The following is a 21,742-nucleotide window of genomic DNA, read 5'->3' as shown; positions in this document are numbered from 1 at the left end:
TTCAAGTTAGAATAAAACAATGCCGGCAGCGCCGGCGACGATGAGCAGGAGCAGCGGGTGGAGCTTGTGCTTCAGTAAGAGATACAGGCAAACACCACTGATAAGGAGCGTGGGGACGATGCCCCAGGTTATCGCTGCGCCTTCATTAGACAAGCCAAAGTGAATGGCTGCATATAGAATGAGCCCGGTCGTTACAGGCCGCAAGCCGTACAGGGAAGATTTCAGCCATGGGTTGTCATGCAAGCGGTAGAAGAAGGCAGATAGCAGCACAACAACGATCAACGACGGGATAATGATCCCAGCGGTGGAGACGGCGGCTCCGAGATAACCTGCTGTTTCATAGCCGATCAGCGTGGCGGCATTGGTTGCAATCGAGCCGGGCGCCATTCCAGCCAGCGCCACTGTCTGTTGGAACTCCGCGGCTGTCAGCCATCCTTTTTCCGTGACCTCATACTGAATCATCGGAATGACTGCATAACCGCCGCCAAACGACACAAGGCCTACGCTTATAAACATGATAAACAAGTCCCAATACATGATTCGATCGCCCCGATTTCTCTCGCTTAAATGTAATACTCCAGCTCCGAAGGGCTGCCGGTTGCGGTCTGCTTCTCGGTCCGGGCCCGAAGTCCAAGCCGTAGTTTGATCCGGATGACCGTCATGCCGCATAACAAACCCAGAGCTATAAGATAGAGGGGGTGGACACCAGCAAATAACAGCACGGAGACGGTAGCAAGGGCAGCTATCGCTGTCGTCCTGTCAAAGACGGAATACTTGGCCATCCGATATGCCGCCATGAGGATTAGCGCTATAATGGCACCGTTCATCCCCTTTAGAGCAGCTTCGACTTTAGGCTGGTTTCGGAACACCATGGCAAATATGCTGATCAGAATCACAATCAGAAACGTGGGACATGTCACTCCGATGACCGCCGACACAGCTCCGGCAACGCCAGCCTGACGGTGGCCGATGATGGCAGCCGCATTAACGCCAACGCCTCCGGGAGCTGAGCCGGCGAGCGATATAAGCTCACCGATTTCATCCTCTTGCATCCATTTTTTCTTGCTCACCACTTCGCGCTCAATAATTGGCAGCATGGCATACCCGCCTCCGAAGGTGGAGGGCCCGATGCGGAAGAAGGTCCAGAACAGCTGGTTCAGCAGCTTGAATTTATGCTTCAGTCCCTTGATGCGATCTCTCATGATTTCCATTACGCATGATGGATTCTGGGCATCGGCATCGGTTCCTTGCCAAGCTCGGCCCAGATATATTTGAGCAATAGCTCGGCCTTCAGCTGCTCGTGCTCCGGCTCGTTCCACAGGTTATGCAGCTCGTTAGGATCGGTCTCAAGGTCGAACAGCTCACCGTAGGATTGATTGTAATAGACGGTGATCTTATAACGCTGTTCGATATATGTTTTTTGATGAATCGTTGTCGGCTCGTGCCGGAATTCGCAGAGGGCATGCTCCCGAGCGGCCGCCTTCTTGCCGAACCATACTTCCTTTTGGTCGACGCCCGTCATGGCGTGCGGAATCGGAACGTTGCAGAGCGATAGGAAGGTCGGGGCCAGATCGACCAGGGATTGCATGGCATTTGATTTTTTTCCGGCAGGCACCTGATCGGGGTACCTTACCATGAACGGAATCCGGATTAAATCCTCGTAATGGAACCCTCCCTTGGCTTGAAGGCCGTGCTGGCCAAAGAAGTGGCCGTGATCCGTTGTGAATACAACGACGGTATTCTCCGCCAGTCCCAGATCATCCAGTTTATCGAGGATTTTGCCGATATATTTGTCCATCATGCTGATCATGCCGTAATACACGGCAACAAGCTTTTTCTTGTCATACTCCGTTAGTCGTGCCTTTGCACCATACTCGTAATAGTGATGGGAACGGTAGCCATGTATGCCATACCCGGTCTCTGCAAGATGCGAGAAATCCGGATCGTCCTCTTGCGTCAACTGGAAATGCGGCGGATTTCGGTCATGCTCTCCCGGCGTTACGGATGGAATGGTCAACTCGTCCGGGTCATACATCGAGTCCCACGGTTCAGGGGCCAGATATTCCGGATGCGGGTCGAAGAAGCTGGCCCACAGAAAGAAAGGGTCATCCGAGCGCTGGTATTGGTCCAAAAGGGAGCCGGTTCGTTCGGCAATCCAGGCGTTGTAATGGTATTTCTCCGGGATGGGCCATGTGTACGTCCGGGAAGGATCCATGGTTCCCGTCGGCGGCAGGAAGTATTCCCGCCAGTTGGCACACCCTTGCTCTTCCAGCCATTGTGCATAATGTTGACCGACATGGGCTTCATTGGTGTGGTTGCGGGCCAGTTCAACATGGTCGAATCCGTAAAATGGCCCGTGGAAATTTCTCCAATATTCCAAATCCTGAAGGATCGGGTACGCTTCCAGCGAAGGATAAACATCCGTGGATTTCAGTGGCTGAAAATGAGCTTTGCCGACAAGACCCGTTCGGTATCCGGCTTCCTGGAAGCTTTGACCCACGGTGTGGCGGTCTTCCAGCAGTTTTGTACCCAACGTCCATGCTCCATGCTGACTGGGATACATTCCCGTAATGATGGATGCTCTGCTGGGGGTGCAGGTGGGATTTGGGCAATAGGCCCGATCGAACGTTGTCCCTTGCCGGGCGAGACGGTCCAGATTCGGCGTGGAAATTTCAGACTGAAATGTACCGATGGTGTTCCAATGCTGTTGATCACTAGTTATTAGCAAAATGTTAGGTGTTCTCGACAAGTGTAATCCCCTCCTAGTATGATAATATTGAAAAAAATCAGTTATAAAAATAGCTTAGTGTTATATTTTTGTTGTCATTTTGTTATGATTAAGCAAAAAATGAAGGAAAGGAGGGGCGTCGCCAAATGCAGGAATATGAATACGAGTATGCGGAATTCATCTACTATACGCCGGGATATTTGGATAAGGAGGAACAAATTTGGCCGGTTCGGGCAGGACGAACTGCAGCCAAGCCCAATTACAAGGTCGGACCGAAACGGATCGAGTGTTACAGTCTGCATTTTGTGCATGAAGGCATGGTCCGGCTTGAGTTTGATGGTAAATGGGTGGATCTGCAGAAGAACGATGTGTTCTGCCTGTTTCCGGGGCGGACCTATTACTATCACATGCTTCCCTCGGATTCTCCGCTGCAAATGAGCTGGCTCGCATTGGACGGCAACAGGGTCAAGCCGTTATTGGAGCTTGCCGGTTTGCTTCCGGATAGCCCGTTTGGCAAACAAATGTTATCCGCCCGGGTCAAAGAGTCGTCGGAAAGCGTGATTCATGCCCTGGCTGGCGTGGAACGCTGGAAGCCTTCAATTTCACTGGAACTGCATGGCTTGATCTACGGACTGCTTGCCGGACTGGTGCCGGACACGGTTTCTTTGCAGCCGACAGAGCTTGCGGGATGGATTCATGAGTGTTTGGATTACATGGAACTTCACGCGACCGAAGGGATTTCAGTACAGCAGGTGGCTGAATTTGCGGGGGTGCACCGTTCGTACTTCTCCAATATGTTCACCAGTCAGGTAGGAATGCCTCCGTTAAAATACATGCAGAAAATACGGATGGAGAAGGCGAAACGATTGCTGACCGAAACGGACGCAACGATCACGGAGATTGCCCTGTCTCTTGGCTATCCCAATTTATACTCATTCACGAGAGCCTTCAAGATTTATTACAAGGTGCCTCCCATTACCATGCGGGGAACCCAATGCTGAGTGCGTACCATGGGAATGCTCATGTGAACGACATTTTGTAAACGGTTACTTTTTATTTCGGTTGATCTTGAAAAAGGAGAATTCCGCTATGAAGCTTTCTACGATTCAGAGGTGGATATCGCCCGGTCGAAGCATTCAAGGGAAAATATTCATTGCGTTTAGTGCGGTAACCCTCGTGTCCATTGTCTCGATTACGGTCATTGTTTACATGAGCATGCGTGAGACGATCATGCACAATGCGGTCACCTCGGTATCGGACAGCATTCGGCAGGCGGATGAATCGCTGAATATGATGCTGGAAGAGATCGATCGCTTGAACACCGTTGTGGTGACCAATAAAAACACGGTGATTGACACCCTGTTAAGCCCGAATGAAGAGATCAGTTACGAGTGGTTTCAGGAGCAGAAGCGGATCGATGAGTTCCTGTCCGTTCTGATCGATTATAAGCCCTACATTACACGGATCGCTGTTGTCGGTTTGAACGGAAAGGTGTATTTCTCCGGTGGGCCGTGGTTGGACAGGACGGTGCTGGGGTCACCGATGCTGGATTATATGCTGCAGAATGGATCCCGCCATGCGTATTTCAAGCAGACGGGGGTGTCGGACGCCATCACAGTAGGGCGGGAGATCCGCTACAATCGTGAACCGATCGGGGTGGTCATGGTGGACTTGAATTATGATTTTATCCAAAAAACATACGGCGTGAAGCCGACTACGGACAGCATGATCTATGTGCTGGACAAGCAGGGCGGGTTCGTTTATGCGGCCGAATCGGCACCGTCTTTTGCCCCTTCATCCGATAGGATTGTCGGACTCAATCAGGAGCTTGCAGGTAATGGTGATGCTATCAAGCAAGTTATTGACGGGAGAGACTATATCGTGGTCAGCCGCCGATCCGGTTATACGGGCTGGACCACGCTGGCGTTGATTCCGATGGATTCGCTGCTGAGCGAATCGGCAAGGCTGCGCAAGCTGCTGGCGGAGGTGTCGGTTATCGTCTTTGTTGTGGTTCTCATCGGGTCGCTGCAGGTGTCTTCGCGAATCACCCTTAATATCCGGCGATTGAAATCGTTGATGATGTTTGTGAAGGAGGGGAATTTAACGTTTCCCAGGAAGGAGATCAAGGGCGAGGATGAGACCGGGCAGCTGTACCGCGTCTTTATCAGCATGGTGGAGGATTTGAAGCGGCTGATGGAAGGAATCCGGGTCAGTGAGAGGGCCAAGCGGGAAGCCGAGTTAACGGCCCTTCAGGCGCAGATTCATCCTCATTTTTTATACAATTCGCTGAACACCATTAAGTATCTGGCCAAGATGAACGGCGTGCCTAACATCGAAGAAGTGTCGGGATCGTTGATTGAGCTCATGCGCGGGGTTCTGGGCAATTCAAGCGAATTTCTGACGATGCGGGAGGAACTGGATTATGTTGAACGCTATATCTCCATCGTCAAGTACAGGTATATGGAGCCGATCCGGATGGTTGCCCAGGTTGAGGATGATGCTTTGCTGGAATGCCGGGTGCTGAAGCTGATGCTGCAGCCTCTTGTGGAGAATGCCATTATTCATGGTATCGGACCGCTGGAGCGGGAGGGACTTGTGTTGATCCGCGTATGCGAAGAGGGGGGCGACCTCAAGATTGAAGTGATCGACCATGGCAAGGGTATGACAGAGGGACAGAAGGCTGCTTTGTTGGGTGAAAGGGGAAAGAGCGGGAATACGTCCCGTTTTAGCGGAATGGGGGTGCGTAATGTGCATGAACGGATCGTACACCTGTATGGTCATTCATACGGCGTCAAGCTGTACAGTGAGCCAGGTCTGTATACCAAGGTCGAGATCCGGCTGCCGAAACTTACGGAGTGTAAGGGAGAATCCGAACAAGAGGTGATATAAGCGATGTTCCAAGTGCTGCTTGTCGACGATGAGCCGCTGGTGCGGCATAATCTGTGGACGTTACTCGACTGGAATGAGCATGGATTTCAGCTGTGCGGCCAAGCGCATAACGGATTCATGGCTCTGGCGATGATGGAGCAGTCCCCTCCTCATATTGCAATTATTGACGTGAACATGCCCGGCATGAACGGTGTAGAGCTCAACCGAGCGATCAAAGAGCGCTTCCCGGCCATTAAGACCATCATGCTCAGCAGCTTTGATGACTATGACTACGTGCGGGAGTCCCTGAAGAACGGGTCCATCGATTATGTATTGAAGCATCGGCTGGACGGGGCAACGCTGATCGCCATGCTGAATAAAGCGGTCCTGGCATTGCGGCAGGAGGATCGGCTGTTTAAAGAACGCATTGCCCGGCAGGCCCTGGAAGAGAGGATAAACCCTGTCCTGATCCGTGATTATGTTGTGCATTTAATCCGGGGAGGAGGGATGGAAGCAAGCCTGGAGTCAGAAACCTTCTCCCAGCGGAATAACCTGTATCCCCAGACCTTCAGTTATACGGCTGCGGCTGTGCAGATTATCCCGTTTCGGCTGCTGACGGAATCGTACAGCGATGTGCAAACGAATCGGCTGGTTCAGCAGGTAGTGGATATGATGCAGCAGAGTTTGGGGGATATCCATGAGCGGACGGCAGCTTATGTGGAGGATGGGCGGTTTGTTGTTGTGTTTGCGAACAAGGAACGAAGTGAATTTGCCGTGATGAGCGAGGCAGATGGACGAATAAGGAAGATTCAGCACGCCCTTGAATTATTCCTCAATTTAAGATGCGTAACCGCTATAGGACATGTGTGCACCAGCTTATCCCAGCTTGGATCCAGTTACAGCTCAGCTGAGCGGGAACTAGATGCTTCATCCGTCAAGGTGCCGCTCGCCGAGAATACGCCGCCAAGGATAATGGACCACGCTGTCGGATTTGCCGGAGGGTACAAAGAGCGCGTTTCTTTGACGATCGAAGAGCACAAGCAGCTTCTGCTCTCCATCGAAAGACTGGACACCCAAGATGTGCAGGCTTTAATTTCATCCATATTTGCTTCGATCTCCCATCAGCCAATCCATTCGCATACGGTTCAGATCATTGTCAGTGAGCTGATGCAGACCGGTGATAAGGCATTGAAAACATGGATGCCATCCATTGAAGCAGCAGGGGACAGGCTTCCTGCAAGAACCGAACTCGGAAGGATGGGCAGTGTCGGGGAATTGGAGCAGTGGCTGTTATCCTTCTATGCCGACTTGCTGGGCCTGCTGAAGCAGAACCGTGTGAGCGGGGCATATTCTCGTCATGTCACGCAAGCCATCCACTTCATCCTGGAGAGATATCCGGGGTATGTCACATTGGAGCTAGCGGCAGGCGCCATCGGGTTGAACTCATCCTACTTAAGCCGAATTTTCAAGGAGGAGACGCAGCGGACCTTCTCGGAATACTTGAATCGGGTACGAATCGACGCAGGGTGCAAACTGATGGAAAGCGGGCGCTATACCATCAAGGAAATCAGCAATCAAGTGGGGTTCACGACTCATAACTATTTTTTTAAAGTGTTCAAGGAGATTACGGGAATGACACCGCAAGAGTACTTGAACAGTCTGGGAAAAGGATAAGAGAAAAACCAAGCATTCGGATCGGCAGAAACCGTGTTTCGGAAGCAGCCAGTATAAAAAAAACCGTAAAATATGTGGAGTAAATGATCATATTATTGTAATTGGCTGCCAGGGCCGTTGAATTATAATAATCACACACCAACGGTAAACGCTTACACTAAGCGTGTGGTGATTAAGAAATGTGGGGGTCACCTATTCATGCGTAAACACTGGGGAAGAAACGCGATCATGACCATGATCGTTTCCAGCTTGATGCTGGCCGGATGCAGTTCAGATGGAGGTTCGAAGAAGGAAGCCGCACCCGAAGGTTCGGAGAATGTCGTTCACACCACGGGATTTCCGATCGTAGAGCAGGCGGTGGAACTCAAGATGTTCACCCGGATTGCCCCCGTTAATGGTCCGTTTAAGGAGATGCCGGTTTTTCAGGATTACGAGAAATTGAGCAATGTAAAGGTGGAGTTCATCGAAGCGCCGACAGACGGCTTCCAGGAGAAGAAAAACCTGCTGTTCGCGTCGAATGAGCTGCCCGATGCGCTGTTCCGTTCGGGGCTATCGCCGCTTGAAACCGTCCGCTACGGGTCGGCAGGCCAATTGATCCCGCTGGAAGGCCTTATCGATGAATACGCTCCGAACCTGAAGAAATGGATGGAGGAATATCCCGAAATCCGCTCGGGCATCACAACGCCGGAGGGCCACATTTATGCGATTCCGGGCATCGTCACGCTGGGCGCGGCGCGTACGGATAAGAAATGGATTAATCAGAAATGGCTGGATAAGCTGAATTTGGAGGTGCCGGAGACAACCGAAGAACTGTATCAGGTGCTGCTTGCTTTCCGTGACGGGGACCCGAACGGCAACGGCAAGCAGGATGAGATTCCGATGACCGCCCGAATCGGGTTATCGGTTGTGAGCGCGATGAGCGGATCGTTCGGACTGGACACACAGCTCGGCTACAACATCAACATTGAAAATGACAAGGCAAGCATCTGGATGGGTAGCGACAAGAATAAAGAGATGCTGATGTATCTAAACAAGCTTTACAAGGAAAAGCTTCTGGATCCCGAGATATTCTCGCACACTGAAGCGCAATATTTGGCCAAGCAGGGATCAGGGAATGCGGGATTCTTCTTTGACCAGACAAACAACAACTTTTTGTCAATCCAGGATCAATATACCGGGATCGCGCCTCCGGCAGGGCCTGACGGAGACCGGATGCAAAGTCAGGCGCTGCCGATTGCGCGGGATTTTGGAGCTTTTGCCATCACGTCCGTCAATAAATACCCAGAAGTCACGATGCGCTGGATCGATTACTTCTATAGCGACGAAGGATCTACCCTTCTCCGGTTCGGCAGAGAAGGAGAGCATTACGAGATGAAGGACGGAATTCCCTACTATACAGAGGATTTCTTGAAGGATATTACCAACCAGGCAAAAATCACGCCTTACGCCGGAGGAGGAGCGCCTCATCTCATCAGCGAGCAGGTCGCCTCTTTCATCAATCCGCCGCAGGTACAGGAGGCGCAGCAGAAGCTGGATCCATTCATGCCGGAGGTTCGCTACGCGGCTCCCATGTTTGACGAGCAAACCGCTCAGCAAGTGAACATTCTGCGTAACGATATCGATAAATACTACGAAGAGCAGAGCACGAAATTCATTGTGGGCGCGCTTAGCTTCGACAAGTGGGAACAATTCCAGTCTACGCTGAAGAAGATGAAAATCGATGAGCTGGAGAAGTTGTATCAGGATGCTTATGACAAGATGCAGAAATAATGCTGCCACATCATGGATAAGGAGTGGATGCCCATGAAGAGTGTCAAAGCCGATACAACGATCACTATGCCTCCAGGTCAACGAAGGCGAGGTCCCCGCTTGCTAAGACAAATGGCCAAAAGGTATGACCTGTACCTCATGCTGCTTGTGCCGGTCGTCTGGTATCTGGTTTTTCACTATGGTCCGTTGTACGGGCTGCAAATTGCGTTTAAGAATTTCAACCCGGCCAAGGGAATCCTTGGGAGCAGCTGGGAGGGCTTCGGGCATTTCGAACGCTTCTTCGATTCGTATTATTTCTGGAGGCTGCTGTGGAATACGTTGTCCATTAATCTGTTCTCGCTGTTGATCGCTTTTCCGATTCCCATCTTGCTGGCGTTGATCATTAATGAAATTCGTAACAAGACCTTCAGCAAATGGCTGCAGAACATTACGTATATTCCGCACTTTATTTCCGTAGTCGTGATCGTCGGCATATTGAATGTATTCCTCTCGCCTACCAGCGGTCCGGTCAATCTGCTGATCGAGGCAATGGGAGGCACGCCGGTCCGTTTTATGGAGGAAGCCGGCTGGTTTAAGACCATTTTTATCGGCTCTAACATATGGCAGAACATGGGCTGGCAGTCCATTATCTACATTGCGGCATTGAGCGGGGTGAACCCGCAGCTTTATGAGGCTGCCAAGATGGACGGAGCGACAAGACTGAAGCGGATTTGGCATATATCCTTACCCGGCATCGCTCCTGTTGTTATCATTCTGCTGATTTTGGATATCGGCCATTTCATGAACATTGGCTTTGAGAAAATTTTGCTGATGCAAAATAATTTGAATCTCGAATCGAGTGATGTCATTTCCACGTTTGTTTACACGACAGGCATTTTAAAGGGTGAGTACAGTTACACGGCAGCAATCGGGCTGTTTAATTCGATCATCAACCTGATTTTGCTGCTGCTTGTAAACCGAATTGCGCGTAAAACGTCGGAGACGAGTTTATGGTAAAGGGGGAAAACGCGACATGTCCAAGCCATCGACCATAAAAAGAACCTCGGATGAATGGGTATTCGATGTGATCATTTACGCGGTCGCCGCCATCATTATTCTCATTGTGCTGTATCCGTTAATCTTTATTGTCAGCGCTTCGTTCAGTGATCCGGCAAGGGTGCTGAACGGGGAGGTTTGGCTGCTGCCCAAGAGCGTAACGCTTGATGCCTACACGAATATTTTGCATAACGATAAGATTTGGATCGGTTACCGCAATACGATCTTCTATACGATTGTAGGGACGGTAATTAATATCATCATGACGATACTGGCAGCGTACCCGCTATCGAGACCTGACCTTCCAGGACGCAATACAATTATGGTGTTTATCACCCTGACCATGTTTTTCAGCGGAGGGCTGATTCCGACTTATCTGTTGGTCAAGGATCTGGGAATGGTCGATACGATGTGGGCATTGATTGTTCCCGGTGCCATCGCGACCTACAATCTGATCGTGATGAGAACGTATTTCCAATCGAGCATTCCGTGGGAGCTGCAGGAGGCTGCCCATATCGATGGATGTTCCAACTGGAGGCTGCTGCTGAGCATCATCCTGCCCTTATCCAAGCCGATTCTGGCGGTCATGGTGCTGTTCTATGCGGTAGGACACTGGAATTCATTTTTTAATGCGCTCATCTATATTCGTAACGAGAATTTGCATCCGCTTCAGCTGGTGCTCCGCGAAATTCTGCTGATTAGTCAATCTGATGCGGTGGACGGCAGCATTGGTTTGGAAGACAAAATCCTGCTTGCCGAGAGCATTAAATACGCGGTCATTATTGTCTCCAGTTTGCCTGTACTGCTTATGTATCCGTTTGTGCAAAGGCATTTTGTTAAAGGCGTCATGATTGGCTCGGTAAAAGGGTGAGCTCAGCTCACATGCCATTTTCGCACGAATTAATTCCCCTAATATATCACGCTTATGGAGGATTTATCTTGAAAACAAACGCCAAGATTACCATTGACTGCGTCAGGCCGAGCGAGCATACGGTCAACCCCTACCTGTTCGGACATTTCGTGGAGGATATACGGGACCATATGGAGGCCATGCTCGCATTTCCCTTGAAGGACATGGATTTCGAAAGCGAGACGGAATCAAAGACCGCGGTATCGGGAAGCTGGCGCGCGTACACCAACGGAAGGAACACCAGGTATGCCATGGAGGCGCCGGCACCCAAGCATTCGGGCCGCGCCCAGCGCATCCGCATTCTGAGCGATGATGAGGCCTATGCCGGCATAACGCAGATCACATCGCTGCAAGGGCCGAAGGATTACACCGTTCGGATGGTTGCAAGGGCTTCCATCGAGCTTCGTTATTTGATGATCGAAGCGGTGGACCGGCGTACGGAAGAAACGCTGGGGCAGCTGCGGGTCGAGCTGGGCAGCCATAACTGGCAGGAATACGAGGGGCAGCTGTCCATAACCCGTGCTTGTGCCGATGCGGAAATTCGGGTGTATATCCCGGCCGAGCACCCAAGGTGGGTCGACCACGTATCCACCGGCATGCTCTGGATCGATCATGTGTCAATGCTGCCAGTAGACAGCATTGCCATGGTGAAGCGCGAAGTGGTAGACATGACCCGCGAGCTGAACGCGGGGATGATGCGACTGGCAGGCAATTATATCAGCGCGTACCATTGGGAGCATGGGATCGGTCCTGTTCTGGAGAGACCTGTCATGTACAACGAAGCGTGGGGAGGGTGGACCAGCAAATATTTCGGAACGGACGAATTCATCCGCTTTTGCCGCGAGCTGCGGGTCGAGCCCCTCATTTGCGTGAACGATGGTTCCGGCACGCCAGAAGAGGCTGCCCAGTGGATCGAATACTGCAATGGAAGCGTTGATACACCGATGGGAGCTCTGCGAGCAAAGAATGGATCACCCGAGCCATACGATGTAAGGTACTGGGAGATTGGCAACGAGGTTTGGGGGCAATGGCAGGTCGGCACTTGCACAGCTGACAGGTTTGCGGAGCGGACGATATCGTTTGCCAAGGCCATGAAGGAGGCGGACGATTCCATCGTAATGTTGGCCTGCGGGCATTATGATCAGGACTGGAATCAAACGGTCCTCGATCTGGCCGGTGAGTATATGGACTATCTGACACTGCATTTGTACCACGGCTACGGTCCCTTCGGCATGAACCGGGACACCCCGGCAGAGGACCGCTATAAAGCGATCGCCTCTTATCCCGAATGGACCCGGCATTATATCCGGCAGACGACGGAGCTTATTCGGTCCCAGTCGAAGCATAGCCACGTGAAGCTGGCGATCACCGAATACAACACGATGTACTATCCGAACACGGTAAGAAAAGGGCTGCCGAACGAACATACCTTGGGAGCAGCCGTGGCCAATGCCGCCAACCTGAATGAAATGATTCGTTGCAGCGATATGGTGCATATCGGCAGCTTCTCCGATCTTGTTAACGGCTGGCTGGGAGGATGCATCAGAGTGGGGGATTATTATGCCGACCAGTATTGCGGCAAAGAACCTGGCTGGAGCGGGCTTCCTCTCGAAATATACGGTACACCCACCTATGAAGTGTTAAAGCTTTACGCGAATCGGGATATCCGGCGAATCCTTCCTGTTAAGGCGGAATGCGGCACCTTCTCCGTGCCGTCACACAAGAAGACGCCTGTGGAGCTGGATGCGCTTCCGGATCTGGACATTGTGGCCGGTACGAATGACGACGGCAGCGTGATTACGCTGCTTATCGTGAACCGAAGCTTGGGGGAGGTTCGGGCCGAGCTTGAGCTGCAAGCTTTCGAAGCTTCCGGGGAAACAACCGTTTATGAAATTACCGGGAATTTTTATGATGATATCAATTCCGTATTCCAGCCTGAGCAAATCAAGTGTAAGGAATACGGGGTTTCGGCGGAGGAACTGCAGCGCGGTTACGCATTGCGTCCTTCCTCCATTTATGCGCTTGAATTCAGGGCGAAGCCCGAATCCGGTGGAGTGGAATAATCACCTAGGCTGGCTGTGACCATCAAGACTAAAGTATCTATTATAACCGAAGAGCCGTGACTGCGCTGACAGTCACGGCTCTTTTTTTGACATAAAGCCATTCGAAACTCGCTGCGGCCCGAAATGGAATGATACAGGCTGATCTTATCCAAGAATCAGGGAAAATGGTCTTCATTCATCGTTTAACTTATTTATGGGAAGTGTAATTAGAGACTAAACAGAAGGATGGGGTGATCAATATGTCAAACGGAACCGTTGTGAACCAGGAAGCCGTTGAGATTGTTAAGGATATTATCAAGGATGTGGAAACTGCGATGTTCTCCACGATATCGGAGGGTGGGATCAATTCCCGGCCGATGCAGACACAGGATATTGAATTTGATGGGGACCTCTGGTTCTTAACGAAACGGGATACCAGCAAATATGCGGAAATCATGGCTAATCCCAACGTGAATATTGCGTATGTCGGCAAATCCTACGTATCGATTCGTGGAACGGCTGAAGTTGTAGAGGATGTGGAACGGAAAAAAGCACTCTGGAATGCAGCATACGAGAAGCTGCTGCAAACATCCTACGACGATCCCAACATGATTCTGATCAAGGTGAATACGGACACGGCAGAGTACTGGGAAACCGGAAATAAAACTAAAACGGTGAAGGCCTTCTTCAAAAAAATGGTGGGCCAGCAGCCGGAGGGCAACTCGGATATTAACAAAACCGTTGATCTTCATTAAGCGGAAATAATTCAATTATAAAAACCGCAGGATCAAGCCACGATCCTGCGGTTTTTTTTAGGAATTTTGGCTATGGTCATGACTGTCCTCTAGTAACGGATCGATATGTATGCGGGCAAGTCATCAGCTCATACGTATTGATAGATAAATGGTTTAAGAAGGAAGAAAGAGGGAACTTTAATACGTAAGAAGGCAGATTTACCCTGAAACCTATTTTAAACCCATAAATCAAGTGAGAATTGTGTGAATTAAACGGCAGAACTGGTTCTAAACCATGACGTTCAACTGGATGGTTTGGCTCTGATTGTGTTATACTTTTTTCGTAATTATGAAAATTTACATTCGGAGAGGAGGTAGTACATTGGGAAGGCGTTATTGCAAATGGATCAAGTTACGGAACTAAAGGGAGTGACATCTTTTCTATTGGCTGCCTCTTCTGCCTGGGTATTTGTAATACATGATGTACTTGCTTCTGAATAACATTGAATACAGCCTTAATTAAATCTGGAGGTGAATCCCTCTTAAGAGGGAAATCATTGGACATTATTACCATCACTAATTTATTCATACTTGCAGTTCTGATTGCATTGACAGCGTTTTTTGTGGCCTCTGAGTTTGCTGTTGTAAAAATTCGTATGTCTCGGATTGATCAATTAATTGCTGAAGGGAATAAAAAGGCGGTTGTGGCCAAAAAAGTAGCCGGCGACCTTGATTATTATCTATCGGCCTGCCAGCTCGGGATTACGGTAACGGCTCTCGGACTTGGAGCCATTGGTAAGCCTGCCGTTGAACGCATCATGTACCCGGTATTTGATCTCTTTAACGTATCGGCCTCAACGGCTTCGATTGCTTCCTACGCCATTGCCTTCATACTCGTGACATTTCTGCATGTCGTGGTTGGGGAAATGGCACCCAAGACGCTGGCAATCCAATTCTCGGAGAAGATGACCTTGCTGCTCGCTGCCCCGCTGTATGGGTTCGGGAAAATCATGAAACCATTCATTTGGGCATTGAATGGAGCATCACGAGTATTGCTGCGTTCCTTTGGCGTGAAGCCTGCTGGACATGAACAGGCTTACTCGGAAGACGAGCTGCGCATTATTATGACGCAAAGCTATCAGGGCGGCGAGATCAATCAGACCAAGCTGGCTTACATGGAGAACGTATTCTCATTCGATGAGCGTGTGACCAAGGATATCATGGTGCCGAGAACCGCTCTGGTTACCCTCAACAAGGATATGAAAAACCCGGATATCGTCCGTATATTGGATGAACACAACTATACGCGATATCCTGTCATTGAAGAGGGCAGCAAGGACCGGGTGGTCGGCGTTGTCAACGTGAAGAAGATGCTGCCGCATATCGTGGCTGGACGGGAGCGCAAACTGACGGAATTTGTCCGGGACCTTCCTATCGTGCTTGAAGTTACGCCGATCCATGAAGCGATGTTGAAGATGCAGCAGGAACGTATGCATATGGCTCTGGTTATCGATGAATACGGCGGCACATCTGGGATATTGACCATGGAAGATATATTGGAAGAGATCGTTGGGGAGATTCGTGATGAATTCGATGCCGACGAAGTGGCGGATATCCGGAAGACCGGGGAACGTGAATACCTGATTAATGGACGGGTTCTCCTGGATGAGCTTGAGAAGCAGTTTGGACTGGTCTTCGAGAATCGTGAAGAGATGGATACGATTGGCGGCTGGATTCAGTATCAGAAAGGCACTACGGTTCAGGACGGCGATGAGATCAAGCAAGGCGAGCACGTATGGGTTGTATCGGAAACCGATAACTTGCAGATTAAACAAGTCATTCTAAGACAAGCTTGAGATTGCGTGTTAAGGGCTTCTCGTTGATACATTCAGACCATCATTTTTTTGGAGGTGAATCCCTCGACTGAGGGAAATCATTGGACGGAATAATCGTGTTAAACTTATTTTTAGTAGCTGTGTTTATAGGACTGACAGCGTTCTTTGTCGGAGCCGAATTCGCGATATTGAAGGTACGGATGTCAAGAATCGATCAATTGATTGCAGAGGGTAATAAAAAAGCAGTCAAGGCCAAGAAGGTAGCACACGAGCTGGATTACTACTTGTCTGCCTGCCAGCTCGGGATAACCATAACGGCGCTCGTACTCGGAGCGCTGGGCGAACCGACGGTTGAGCGGATGCTCCATCCTCTGTTTGAGAGATTTGATGTGCCGGCTGCCATTGCAACCGTGCTCTCCTATGTCATTGCTCTTTCGATTATCACATTCCTGCACGTTGTCATCGGAGAATTGGCACCGAAAACATTGGCGATCCAATTTGCCGAGAAGATGACGCTGCTGCTGGCATCGCCTCTATACTGGTTCGGTAAAATCATGTACCCGTTTATCTATGCACTGAACGGAGCTTCGCGTCTTCTTCTTCGTATATTTGGCGTAAAGCCGGCTGGACATGAGACGGTCCATTCCGAGGAGGAGTTGAAGTGGATTGTGGATCAGAGCTACGAGAGCGGCGAGATCAACCAAACTGAGCTGGATTACCTGAAGAATATATTCGCTTTTGATGAGCGCACCTTACAGGAAATCATGATTCCTAGAGAGCGAATCATTACGGTGGAACAGGGCTGGCCACTTGCTAAAATCATTGAGGTTCTGGGTGAGTATGATTATACCCGCTATCCGGTTGCCGAAGCAGGGAATGCCGATCGTTTCATCGGGTTTATCAACACCAAAGAGATGCTGACAGGCATTGCGGCAGGAAGGGACTGCGCCGTGCATGAATTTATTCATGAGATGCCGCGTCTTTCGGAATCGTCCTCAATCAAAGACGTCCTGATCAAGATGCAGCAATCCCGCGTCCACATGGCGATTGTAACGAATGAGTCGGGCGCTGCCGCCGGACTCGTGACGATGGAGGATATTCTGGAAGAAATCGTCGGGGATATCCGGGACGAATCGGATCGCAATGAGCTGCAAGGCGTACAGGCGTAAGTGATATAGGATTCGCACCCGATCAAGAAAAAGTAAATAACCATGCCCTCTTCCCTCCATTTGGGAGGTGAGAGGGCATTTTTTTGTTATATTCTCTATGTTTCTATCGGAATTCTCAGTGTGACCTGCGTTCTGGCCTCTGCGCAATATTCTGGCTGCTCAATGGGTCACGGTTAACCAGCATTCATATATTTCACCCTGGGCTTGGCCTAATCGTGAATCCGAAGCTGTACGTACGGTTTGCAGGCAGGGTGAATTCCTCATGAATGGGCGCTCCCCAGCTGTCGTCGCCGCCTACACCCATCTGCTTGTAGTTGATGCGCAGGACGGTTTTATCGCTTGCGGGAAGTTTATAAGCATGGTCACAACGTTCCAGTTCATCCGGCGTCCACGGCAGAGCGCATAACTCCATGAGCGATGGGCTTTCGAAACGGAGGCCGACGCCGCTGCTTCCTGCGTTAAGGCTGGCGAAGCGGACATCCGTTTTATTCCCGCACTCTTGGGGTCTCAGATAGGGGACAAACTGATCCGCCACCTTCCCCGAATATCGGCCGATTTTGGCTCCGGTCTTCCGGTCCCAATAATTCTCATGAGGTCCGCGGCCGTACCAGCGGAGGGTGTCCAGTTCGTTATCCAGCAGGAACAGCATGCCGATTTCCGGAATCTCGGGCAAGCCGCTGCCAGGAATGAAAGTTTCATGCACATGAAGCGTTCCGTCAGGGAATATCCGATAGTCCAGGGTGAGGCTTGATATGGGGTGGGTCTCCATCTGATATTGACTGGAGACGATAACGGCAGGGCCCTCGGTTTGCCAGCTCAGCGATATCAGCTTCCGCTGATTATGGGCGGTTCTCCATACGCCGCAGCGTTCAGGGAGGCGGTTGCCCAGATCGTTATCGGTAACGGCCCGCCAGAAATTAGGTCTGACGGGAGCCCGCAAGTATTCCTTGCCGGACAGCGTGTAAGATGTCAGATTGCCGGTGATCTGGTTAAAGCGCAGCGAAACGGCAGACCCTGTGATGAGGAGGTCTTCTTCAGACTCGGTAACATCCAGCAAGGCATCCGTCTGCCCGTGAGTCCCGTGCTCCGATTTTTCCGTAACGTATGGCGTAAGAGCGAACTGTTCCCAGGCCTCTTCATGTCCGGCTGGCGCCCACTTGACGCTTTCCTTCCTCACGAGGGAGAGGGTAAGAATCGCTTCCTTTCCATTATGTTCCATAGGAAGGCAGGGAATCGAGAATTCGGTATGCTCGCCCGGAGGCAGGGAAAGCTGAAGTGTACCGGATTGGCTCTCTTCTCCGTTTAGTTGCACGTCCCATTGTACAAGATACTGATCCAGATTGGTAAACAAGAAGCGGTTGCTGACCCGAATCCGACCTGCGGCAGGATCGGTGCTTTCGAATTTGATGTTCTGATAGCATTTTTTCACTTCATCCAGCTTTGGCGTTTTGCTGCGGTCCGCGAAGATCAGGCCGTTCCCGCTGAAATTGCCGTCATGCGGCGTCTCGTTAAAATCCCCGCCATATGCAAGGTATTCTGTACCGTCCGGCGTCTGGGTGCGAATCGCTTGATCGATCCAATCCCATATGAAGGCTCCCTGTAAGATGTCATACTTCTCAAACAGCTCCCAATAGAGGTGAAGCCCGCCGCATGAATTGCCCATCGCGTGGCTGTACTCGCAAATAATGTAGGGCTTGCCCGGATTGCTGGTTGCATACTTCTCCACATCCTGCGGCTTGGCATACATGGTGGACTCGATATCGCTGGCCGCTTCGGATTCCCTGTAGTGGAATATCCCTTCATAATGAACCAGCCGCGATGGATCGACCTCCTTAAGGAAATCATGCATTGCTATGAAGTTGTCGCCGCCAAAAGACTCATTGCCTAATGACCAGATGAGGATGGAGGGGTGGTTCTTGTCTCGTTGAAACATCGAATTGCAGCGGTCCAATACGTTGTCGCGCCATTCGAGTTTGCTGCCCGGAATCGTATCCTTCAGTTCCTGCTGCCCATACACCCACGTGCCGTGTGTCTCCAGATTCGTTTCATCGATGACATATAGGCCATATTCATCGCAAAGGTCATACCATATGGATTGATTCGGGTAATGGGACGTCCGTACCGCATTAATATTATGGGTCTTCATTAGTTCGATGTCGGTGATCATGTCCTCGCGGCTTAGAGCCCGTCCGGTATCAGGGGAGAACTCGTGCCGGTTGACACCCTTGAACAGAATGCGCTGCCCATTGATTTGCATCAATCCGTTTTTAAGCTCGAAGCGGCGGAAGCCCGTGCGGCAGCTAACGGTTCCGAGACATGCCCCGTCTGAATCTTTCAATGCCAGAACTACAGTGTAGAGGCAGGGGGATTCCGCGCTCCATCGTTCAGGCTGATGAACGTCCATGCCCAGGGAGAAGGTGCCCTCATCAATAATGTAATCCGTGATGGTGAGTGATTGCTTCTGAACCAGTCGATGGTCATGATCGTACAGCAGCGCCTCAAGCCGAAGGGTGTCCTTATCGATGGTTTCATTAAAATAATTCGTGATGACTGCATCAATCTGCAATTCGGCATTCCGGTAATCATCATCGAGAATCGTCCGCACGAAGAAATCCGAGATATGAAGCGCAGGGACCGAATAGAGGTAGACGTCACGGAAGATGCCGCTAAGTCTCCAGAAATCCTGATCCTCAAGCCAGCTCGCATCGCACCATCGGTATACTTCAACAGCCAATTTGTTCCCGCCCTTGATCAGATAGGGAGTAATATCGAACTCGGTCGGTGTGAACGTATCTTCGCTATACCCGGCCATTTCGCCGTTCACCCATACATAGAAAGCGGATTCAACACCTTGAAAGCTAATATAAACCGGCTGCCCCTCCCATGTATCGGGTACCGTGAATTCCCGGATGTAGGAGCCTACGGGATTATATCGGGTTGGCGCGAAGGGAGCTTTTAATTCAGGCTCCGAATCGGACCAAGGGTATCTGACATTCGTATATTGTGGATAGTCGTAGCCTTGAAGCTGCCAATGGGAAGGGACGGGAATATCGGCCCAGCTGCTGGAATCATAATCGGTTTCATGGAAATGGCGAATGCGTGCTTCCGGTGTTTCCGCAAAAGCGAATTTCCATGTCCCATTCAATGACTTATATAAGGGGGACAAGGAGTGGTCGTGGTTTAACGCTTCGGATTCGGATGGGAACGTCATCATATAAGCGTGTGCCTTGTGACGATTTAGCTGAAAGATATGGGGGTTATTATTCCATTCGGGATAACCGTTTGCAGGTGCCTGGTAAACGAACTTCATACGCAATTTGCTCAGCTCCTCCTAGATTATGGTTTCCTTCTACTGACAGTATAGAGGTTAAACCCGCCTAAGAGAATAAGACATATTTCACGTTTCTAAGATAAGTGGCCGGGAATTAAGGGTTTACATGTAAAAAGGTCTATGAAATAATGATTAGTAAATAATCATTCACTAATTGATTGGAGTGTATTGGATGGTACGACCTCGCGAATTTCAAGACGAGGCCATATTTGATGGCGTCTACAGAGCACTGTGCAAAAAAGGCTACGGTCAAGTAGCGTTAACGGATATCACGCATGAAATGCATATCTCGCCGGCAGCCTTAATGAAGAGATTCGGCTCGAAGAAGAATATGTTCCTGGCATACAGCGATTATGTCATTGAATTAACCCGGCAAGCCTTCCATGAGGCCAGCCTGTCTGATCAACCCAGAATCGATGCACTAAAGGCCGTGTTCAAGCACTCTACCTCACGTATGAGCCATCCCGTTGAATTGGCTAACCACACTTCCTTCTATCTGGAGAGTACGGCCGATCCCGATCTGCTGGAGAAGACGCAGTACCGGTTGCGGCTGATCGATGAGTTTACCCGGCAGATGCTGAACCAGGCGATAACAAACAACGAAATCATTCCATGTGATGTCGCTTCGCTCAGCAGGGTATTACAGGCTGCCATCAGCGGTGCCATGCTGATCTGGATTAAAGAGTCCAACCGGTCATTGGACGAACTGTTTGATGAGTGCTTTGATGTGATATTTGCCTCGTTAACAAACAGCGATAAGCCGTAATTTCATGAGTTGAAGGGGGAGCGTCATGCCAGTTTATAACGGAAGTGGAGTCGATTTGTATTATGAAGTACAAGGGGAAGGGAAGCCGCTTGTGTTTACGCACGGGGCCTCCTGGAATCATAAGCAATGGCGGCCGCAGATCGACTATTTCTCGCAAACTCATAGAACCGTCGTGTGGGATATTCGGGGACATGGTTCGTCTGCCCTGCCCGATGGACAAGTGAATTCGGAGGATTTCAGCCGGGACTTGGCGGATCTGCTGGATCATCTGAACATAGATAAAGCTATCCTATGCGGGTTATCTCTGGGCGGTCATATCTCGTTACAGACTGCAGTTCGCTATCCTGACAAGGTTGAAGCGCTGGTACTGATAGGCACTCCATTCACGAATGCGTTCAATTGGTTCGAGCGAATGTTTGTGCCCCTGAACCGTTGGTCGAGTTACCTCATGCCGATCTCTTTATCGGGGAAAATCCAGGGCAAGATGTTATCCAAATATAATAAGGACAATCAAGCCTATATCGAGGAAGCCTTCGGCTCCATAACGCATCGCGATTGGGTTCGGATATGGGATGCGGTTACCCGAATGGAGAGCAGGCAGGACTTGCACAAGATCCAGTGTCCAACATTGCTTCTTCAGGGCGAAAGCGACACGATGATCCGCAGGCAGCAGGAATACATGCTGGAGAGAATTTCGAATGCGCGATTGGAAATCATCCGGAACGCCCACCACGCCACGAATCTGGATAACCCCGATGAGGTGAATGAAGCCATCGCTTCATTTCTGGCAGGAAACGTTATTTAGCCCTTCATTGACACTCGAAAATAGGGTTGCTACAATTTTATGTATATAGCCATCGGAATAATGGGTTAATGAGGA

General features: G+C 50.4%; 16 protein-coding genes. 12 read left to right on the top strand and 4 right to left on the bottom strand.

What is annotated here, in order from left to right; all coding sequences use genetic code 11:
- Positions 1 to 6: 6 nt before the first annotated feature.
- From B9D94_RS25025 to B9D94_RS25015, 3 genes are read right to left on the bottom strand one after another with little or no spacing between them, the layout of a single operon-like run.
- Positions 7 to 537, bottom strand: coding sequence for a chromate transporter (locus B9D94_RS25025; protein ID WP_006208100.1), 531 nt, complete (start codon positions 535 to 537; stop codon positions 7 to 9).
- 26 nt (positions 538 to 563) lie between these two features.
- Positions 564 to 1,202, bottom strand: a complete 639-nt coding sequence (locus B9D94_RS25020; protein WP_100086470.1) for a chromate transporter — start codon at positions 1,200 to 1,202, stop codon at positions 564 to 566.
- Between the two features lie 8 nt (positions 1,203 to 1,210).
- Complete coding sequence (locus B9D94_RS25015) at positions 1,211 to 2,749, bottom strand: sulfatase family protein (RefSeq protein ID WP_148248253.1); 1,539 nt, start codon at positions 2,747 to 2,749, stop codon at positions 1,211 to 1,213.
- 125 nt (positions 2,750 to 2,874) lie between these two features.
- Between B9D94_RS25015 and B9D94_RS25010 the strand changes: the two genes are divergently transcribed.
- The 10 genes from B9D94_RS25010 to B9D94_RS24965 all read left to right on the top strand — a co-directional run bounded on the left by B9D94_RS25010 (position 2,875) and on the right by B9D94_RS24965 (position 16,765).
- On the top strand, positions 2,875 to 3,729 hold the full coding sequence (locus B9D94_RS25010; protein WP_006208103.1) for an AraC family transcriptional regulator: 855 nt from the start codon (positions 2,875 to 2,877) through the stop codon (positions 3,727 to 3,729).
- A gap of 88 nt (positions 3,730 to 3,817) precedes the next feature.
- Complete coding sequence (locus tag B9D94_RS25005; RefSeq protein WP_148248251.1) at positions 3,818 to 5,617, top strand: sensor histidine kinase; 1,800 nt, start codon at positions 3,818 to 3,820, stop codon at positions 5,615 to 5,617.
- A gap of 3 nt (positions 5,618 to 5,620) precedes the next feature.
- Positions 5,621 to 7,270, top strand: coding sequence for a response regulator (locus tag B9D94_RS25000; RefSeq protein WP_148248249.1), 1,650 nt, complete (start codon positions 5,621 to 5,623; stop codon positions 7,268 to 7,270).
- A gap of 198 nt (positions 7,271 to 7,468) precedes the next feature.
- A complete protein-coding gene (locus tag B9D94_RS24995; protein ID WP_036638633.1) occupies positions 7,469 to 9,040 on the top strand; it encodes an extracellular solute-binding protein in 1,572 nt (523 codons plus the stop codon).
- A 33-nt stretch (positions 9,041 to 9,073) separates the two neighbouring features.
- Complete coding sequence (locus B9D94_RS24990) at positions 9,074 to 10,036, top strand: ABC transporter permease (protein WP_006208107.1); 963 nt, start codon at positions 9,074 to 9,076, stop codon at positions 10,034 to 10,036.
- Positions 10,037 to 10,052: 16 nt separating this feature from the next.
- Positions 10,053 to 10,946, top strand: coding sequence for a carbohydrate ABC transporter permease (locus B9D94_RS24985; RefSeq protein ID WP_006208108.1), 894 nt, complete (start codon positions 10,053 to 10,055; stop codon positions 10,944 to 10,946).
- Between the two features lie 68 nt (positions 10,947 to 11,014).
- Positions 11,015 to 13,048 carry an alpha-L-arabinofuranosidase C-terminal domain-containing protein gene (locus B9D94_RS24980; RefSeq protein WP_148248247.1) on the top strand — a complete coding sequence of 678 codons (2,034 nt, stop codon included), beginning with the start codon at positions 11,015 to 11,017 and terminating at the stop codon, positions 13,046 to 13,048.
- 239 nt (positions 13,049 to 13,287) lie between these two features.
- On the top strand, positions 13,288 to 13,782 hold the full coding sequence (locus B9D94_RS24975) for a pyridoxamine 5'-phosphate oxidase family protein (RefSeq protein ID WP_063478526.1): 495 nt from the start codon (positions 13,288 to 13,290) through the stop codon (positions 13,780 to 13,782).
- A gap of 536 nt (positions 13,783 to 14,318) precedes the next feature.
- Positions 14,319 to 15,617, top strand: a complete 1,299-nt coding sequence (locus B9D94_RS24970) for a hemolysin family protein (protein ID WP_148248245.1) — start codon at positions 14,319 to 14,321, stop codon at positions 15,615 to 15,617.
- A gap of 80 nt (positions 15,618 to 15,697) precedes the next feature.
- Positions 15,698 to 16,765 carry a hemolysin family protein gene (locus B9D94_RS24965; RefSeq protein ID WP_006208111.1) on the top strand — a complete coding sequence of 356 codons (1,068 nt, stop codon included), beginning with the start codon at positions 15,698 to 15,700 and terminating at the stop codon, positions 16,763 to 16,765.
- A 193-nt stretch (positions 16,766 to 16,958) separates the two neighbouring features.
- Here the strand turns inward: B9D94_RS24965 and B9D94_RS24960 are convergent, their stop codons facing one another.
- Positions 16,959 to 20,081: a beta-galactosidase, LacZ type gene (locus B9D94_RS24960; RefSeq protein ID WP_172963996.1), complete on the bottom strand. Its 3,123-nt coding sequence runs from the start codon at positions 20,079 to 20,081 to the stop codon at positions 16,959 to 16,961.
- 187 nt (positions 20,082 to 20,268) lie between these two features.
- On the opposite strand from B9D94_RS24960, the gene B9D94_RS24955 reads away from it, so the two are divergent.
- The gene (locus B9D94_RS24955; protein ID WP_006208113.1) at positions 20,269 to 20,862 is read left to right on the top strand and encodes a TetR/AcrR family transcriptional regulator; all 594 of its coding nucleotides are present in this window, start codon (positions 20,269 to 20,271) and stop codon (positions 20,860 to 20,862) included.
- Positions 20,863 to 20,887: 25 nt separating this feature from the next.
- The gene (locus B9D94_RS24950) at positions 20,888 to 21,667 is read left to right on the top strand and encodes an alpha/beta fold hydrolase (RefSeq protein WP_006208114.1); all 780 of its coding nucleotides are present in this window, start codon (positions 20,888 to 20,890) and stop codon (positions 21,665 to 21,667) included.
- The last annotated feature ends 75 nt before the right edge of the window (positions 21,668 to 21,742 follow it).

It is taken from the genome of Paenibacillus sp. Cedars, assembly GCF_003184205.1.
Taxonomy (GTDB): Bacteria; Bacillota; Bacilli; order Paenibacillales; family Paenibacillaceae; genus Paenibacillus_AQ; species Paenibacillus_AQ glucanolyticus.
This window is presented reverse-complemented; position numbering and strand designations above follow the sequence as displayed.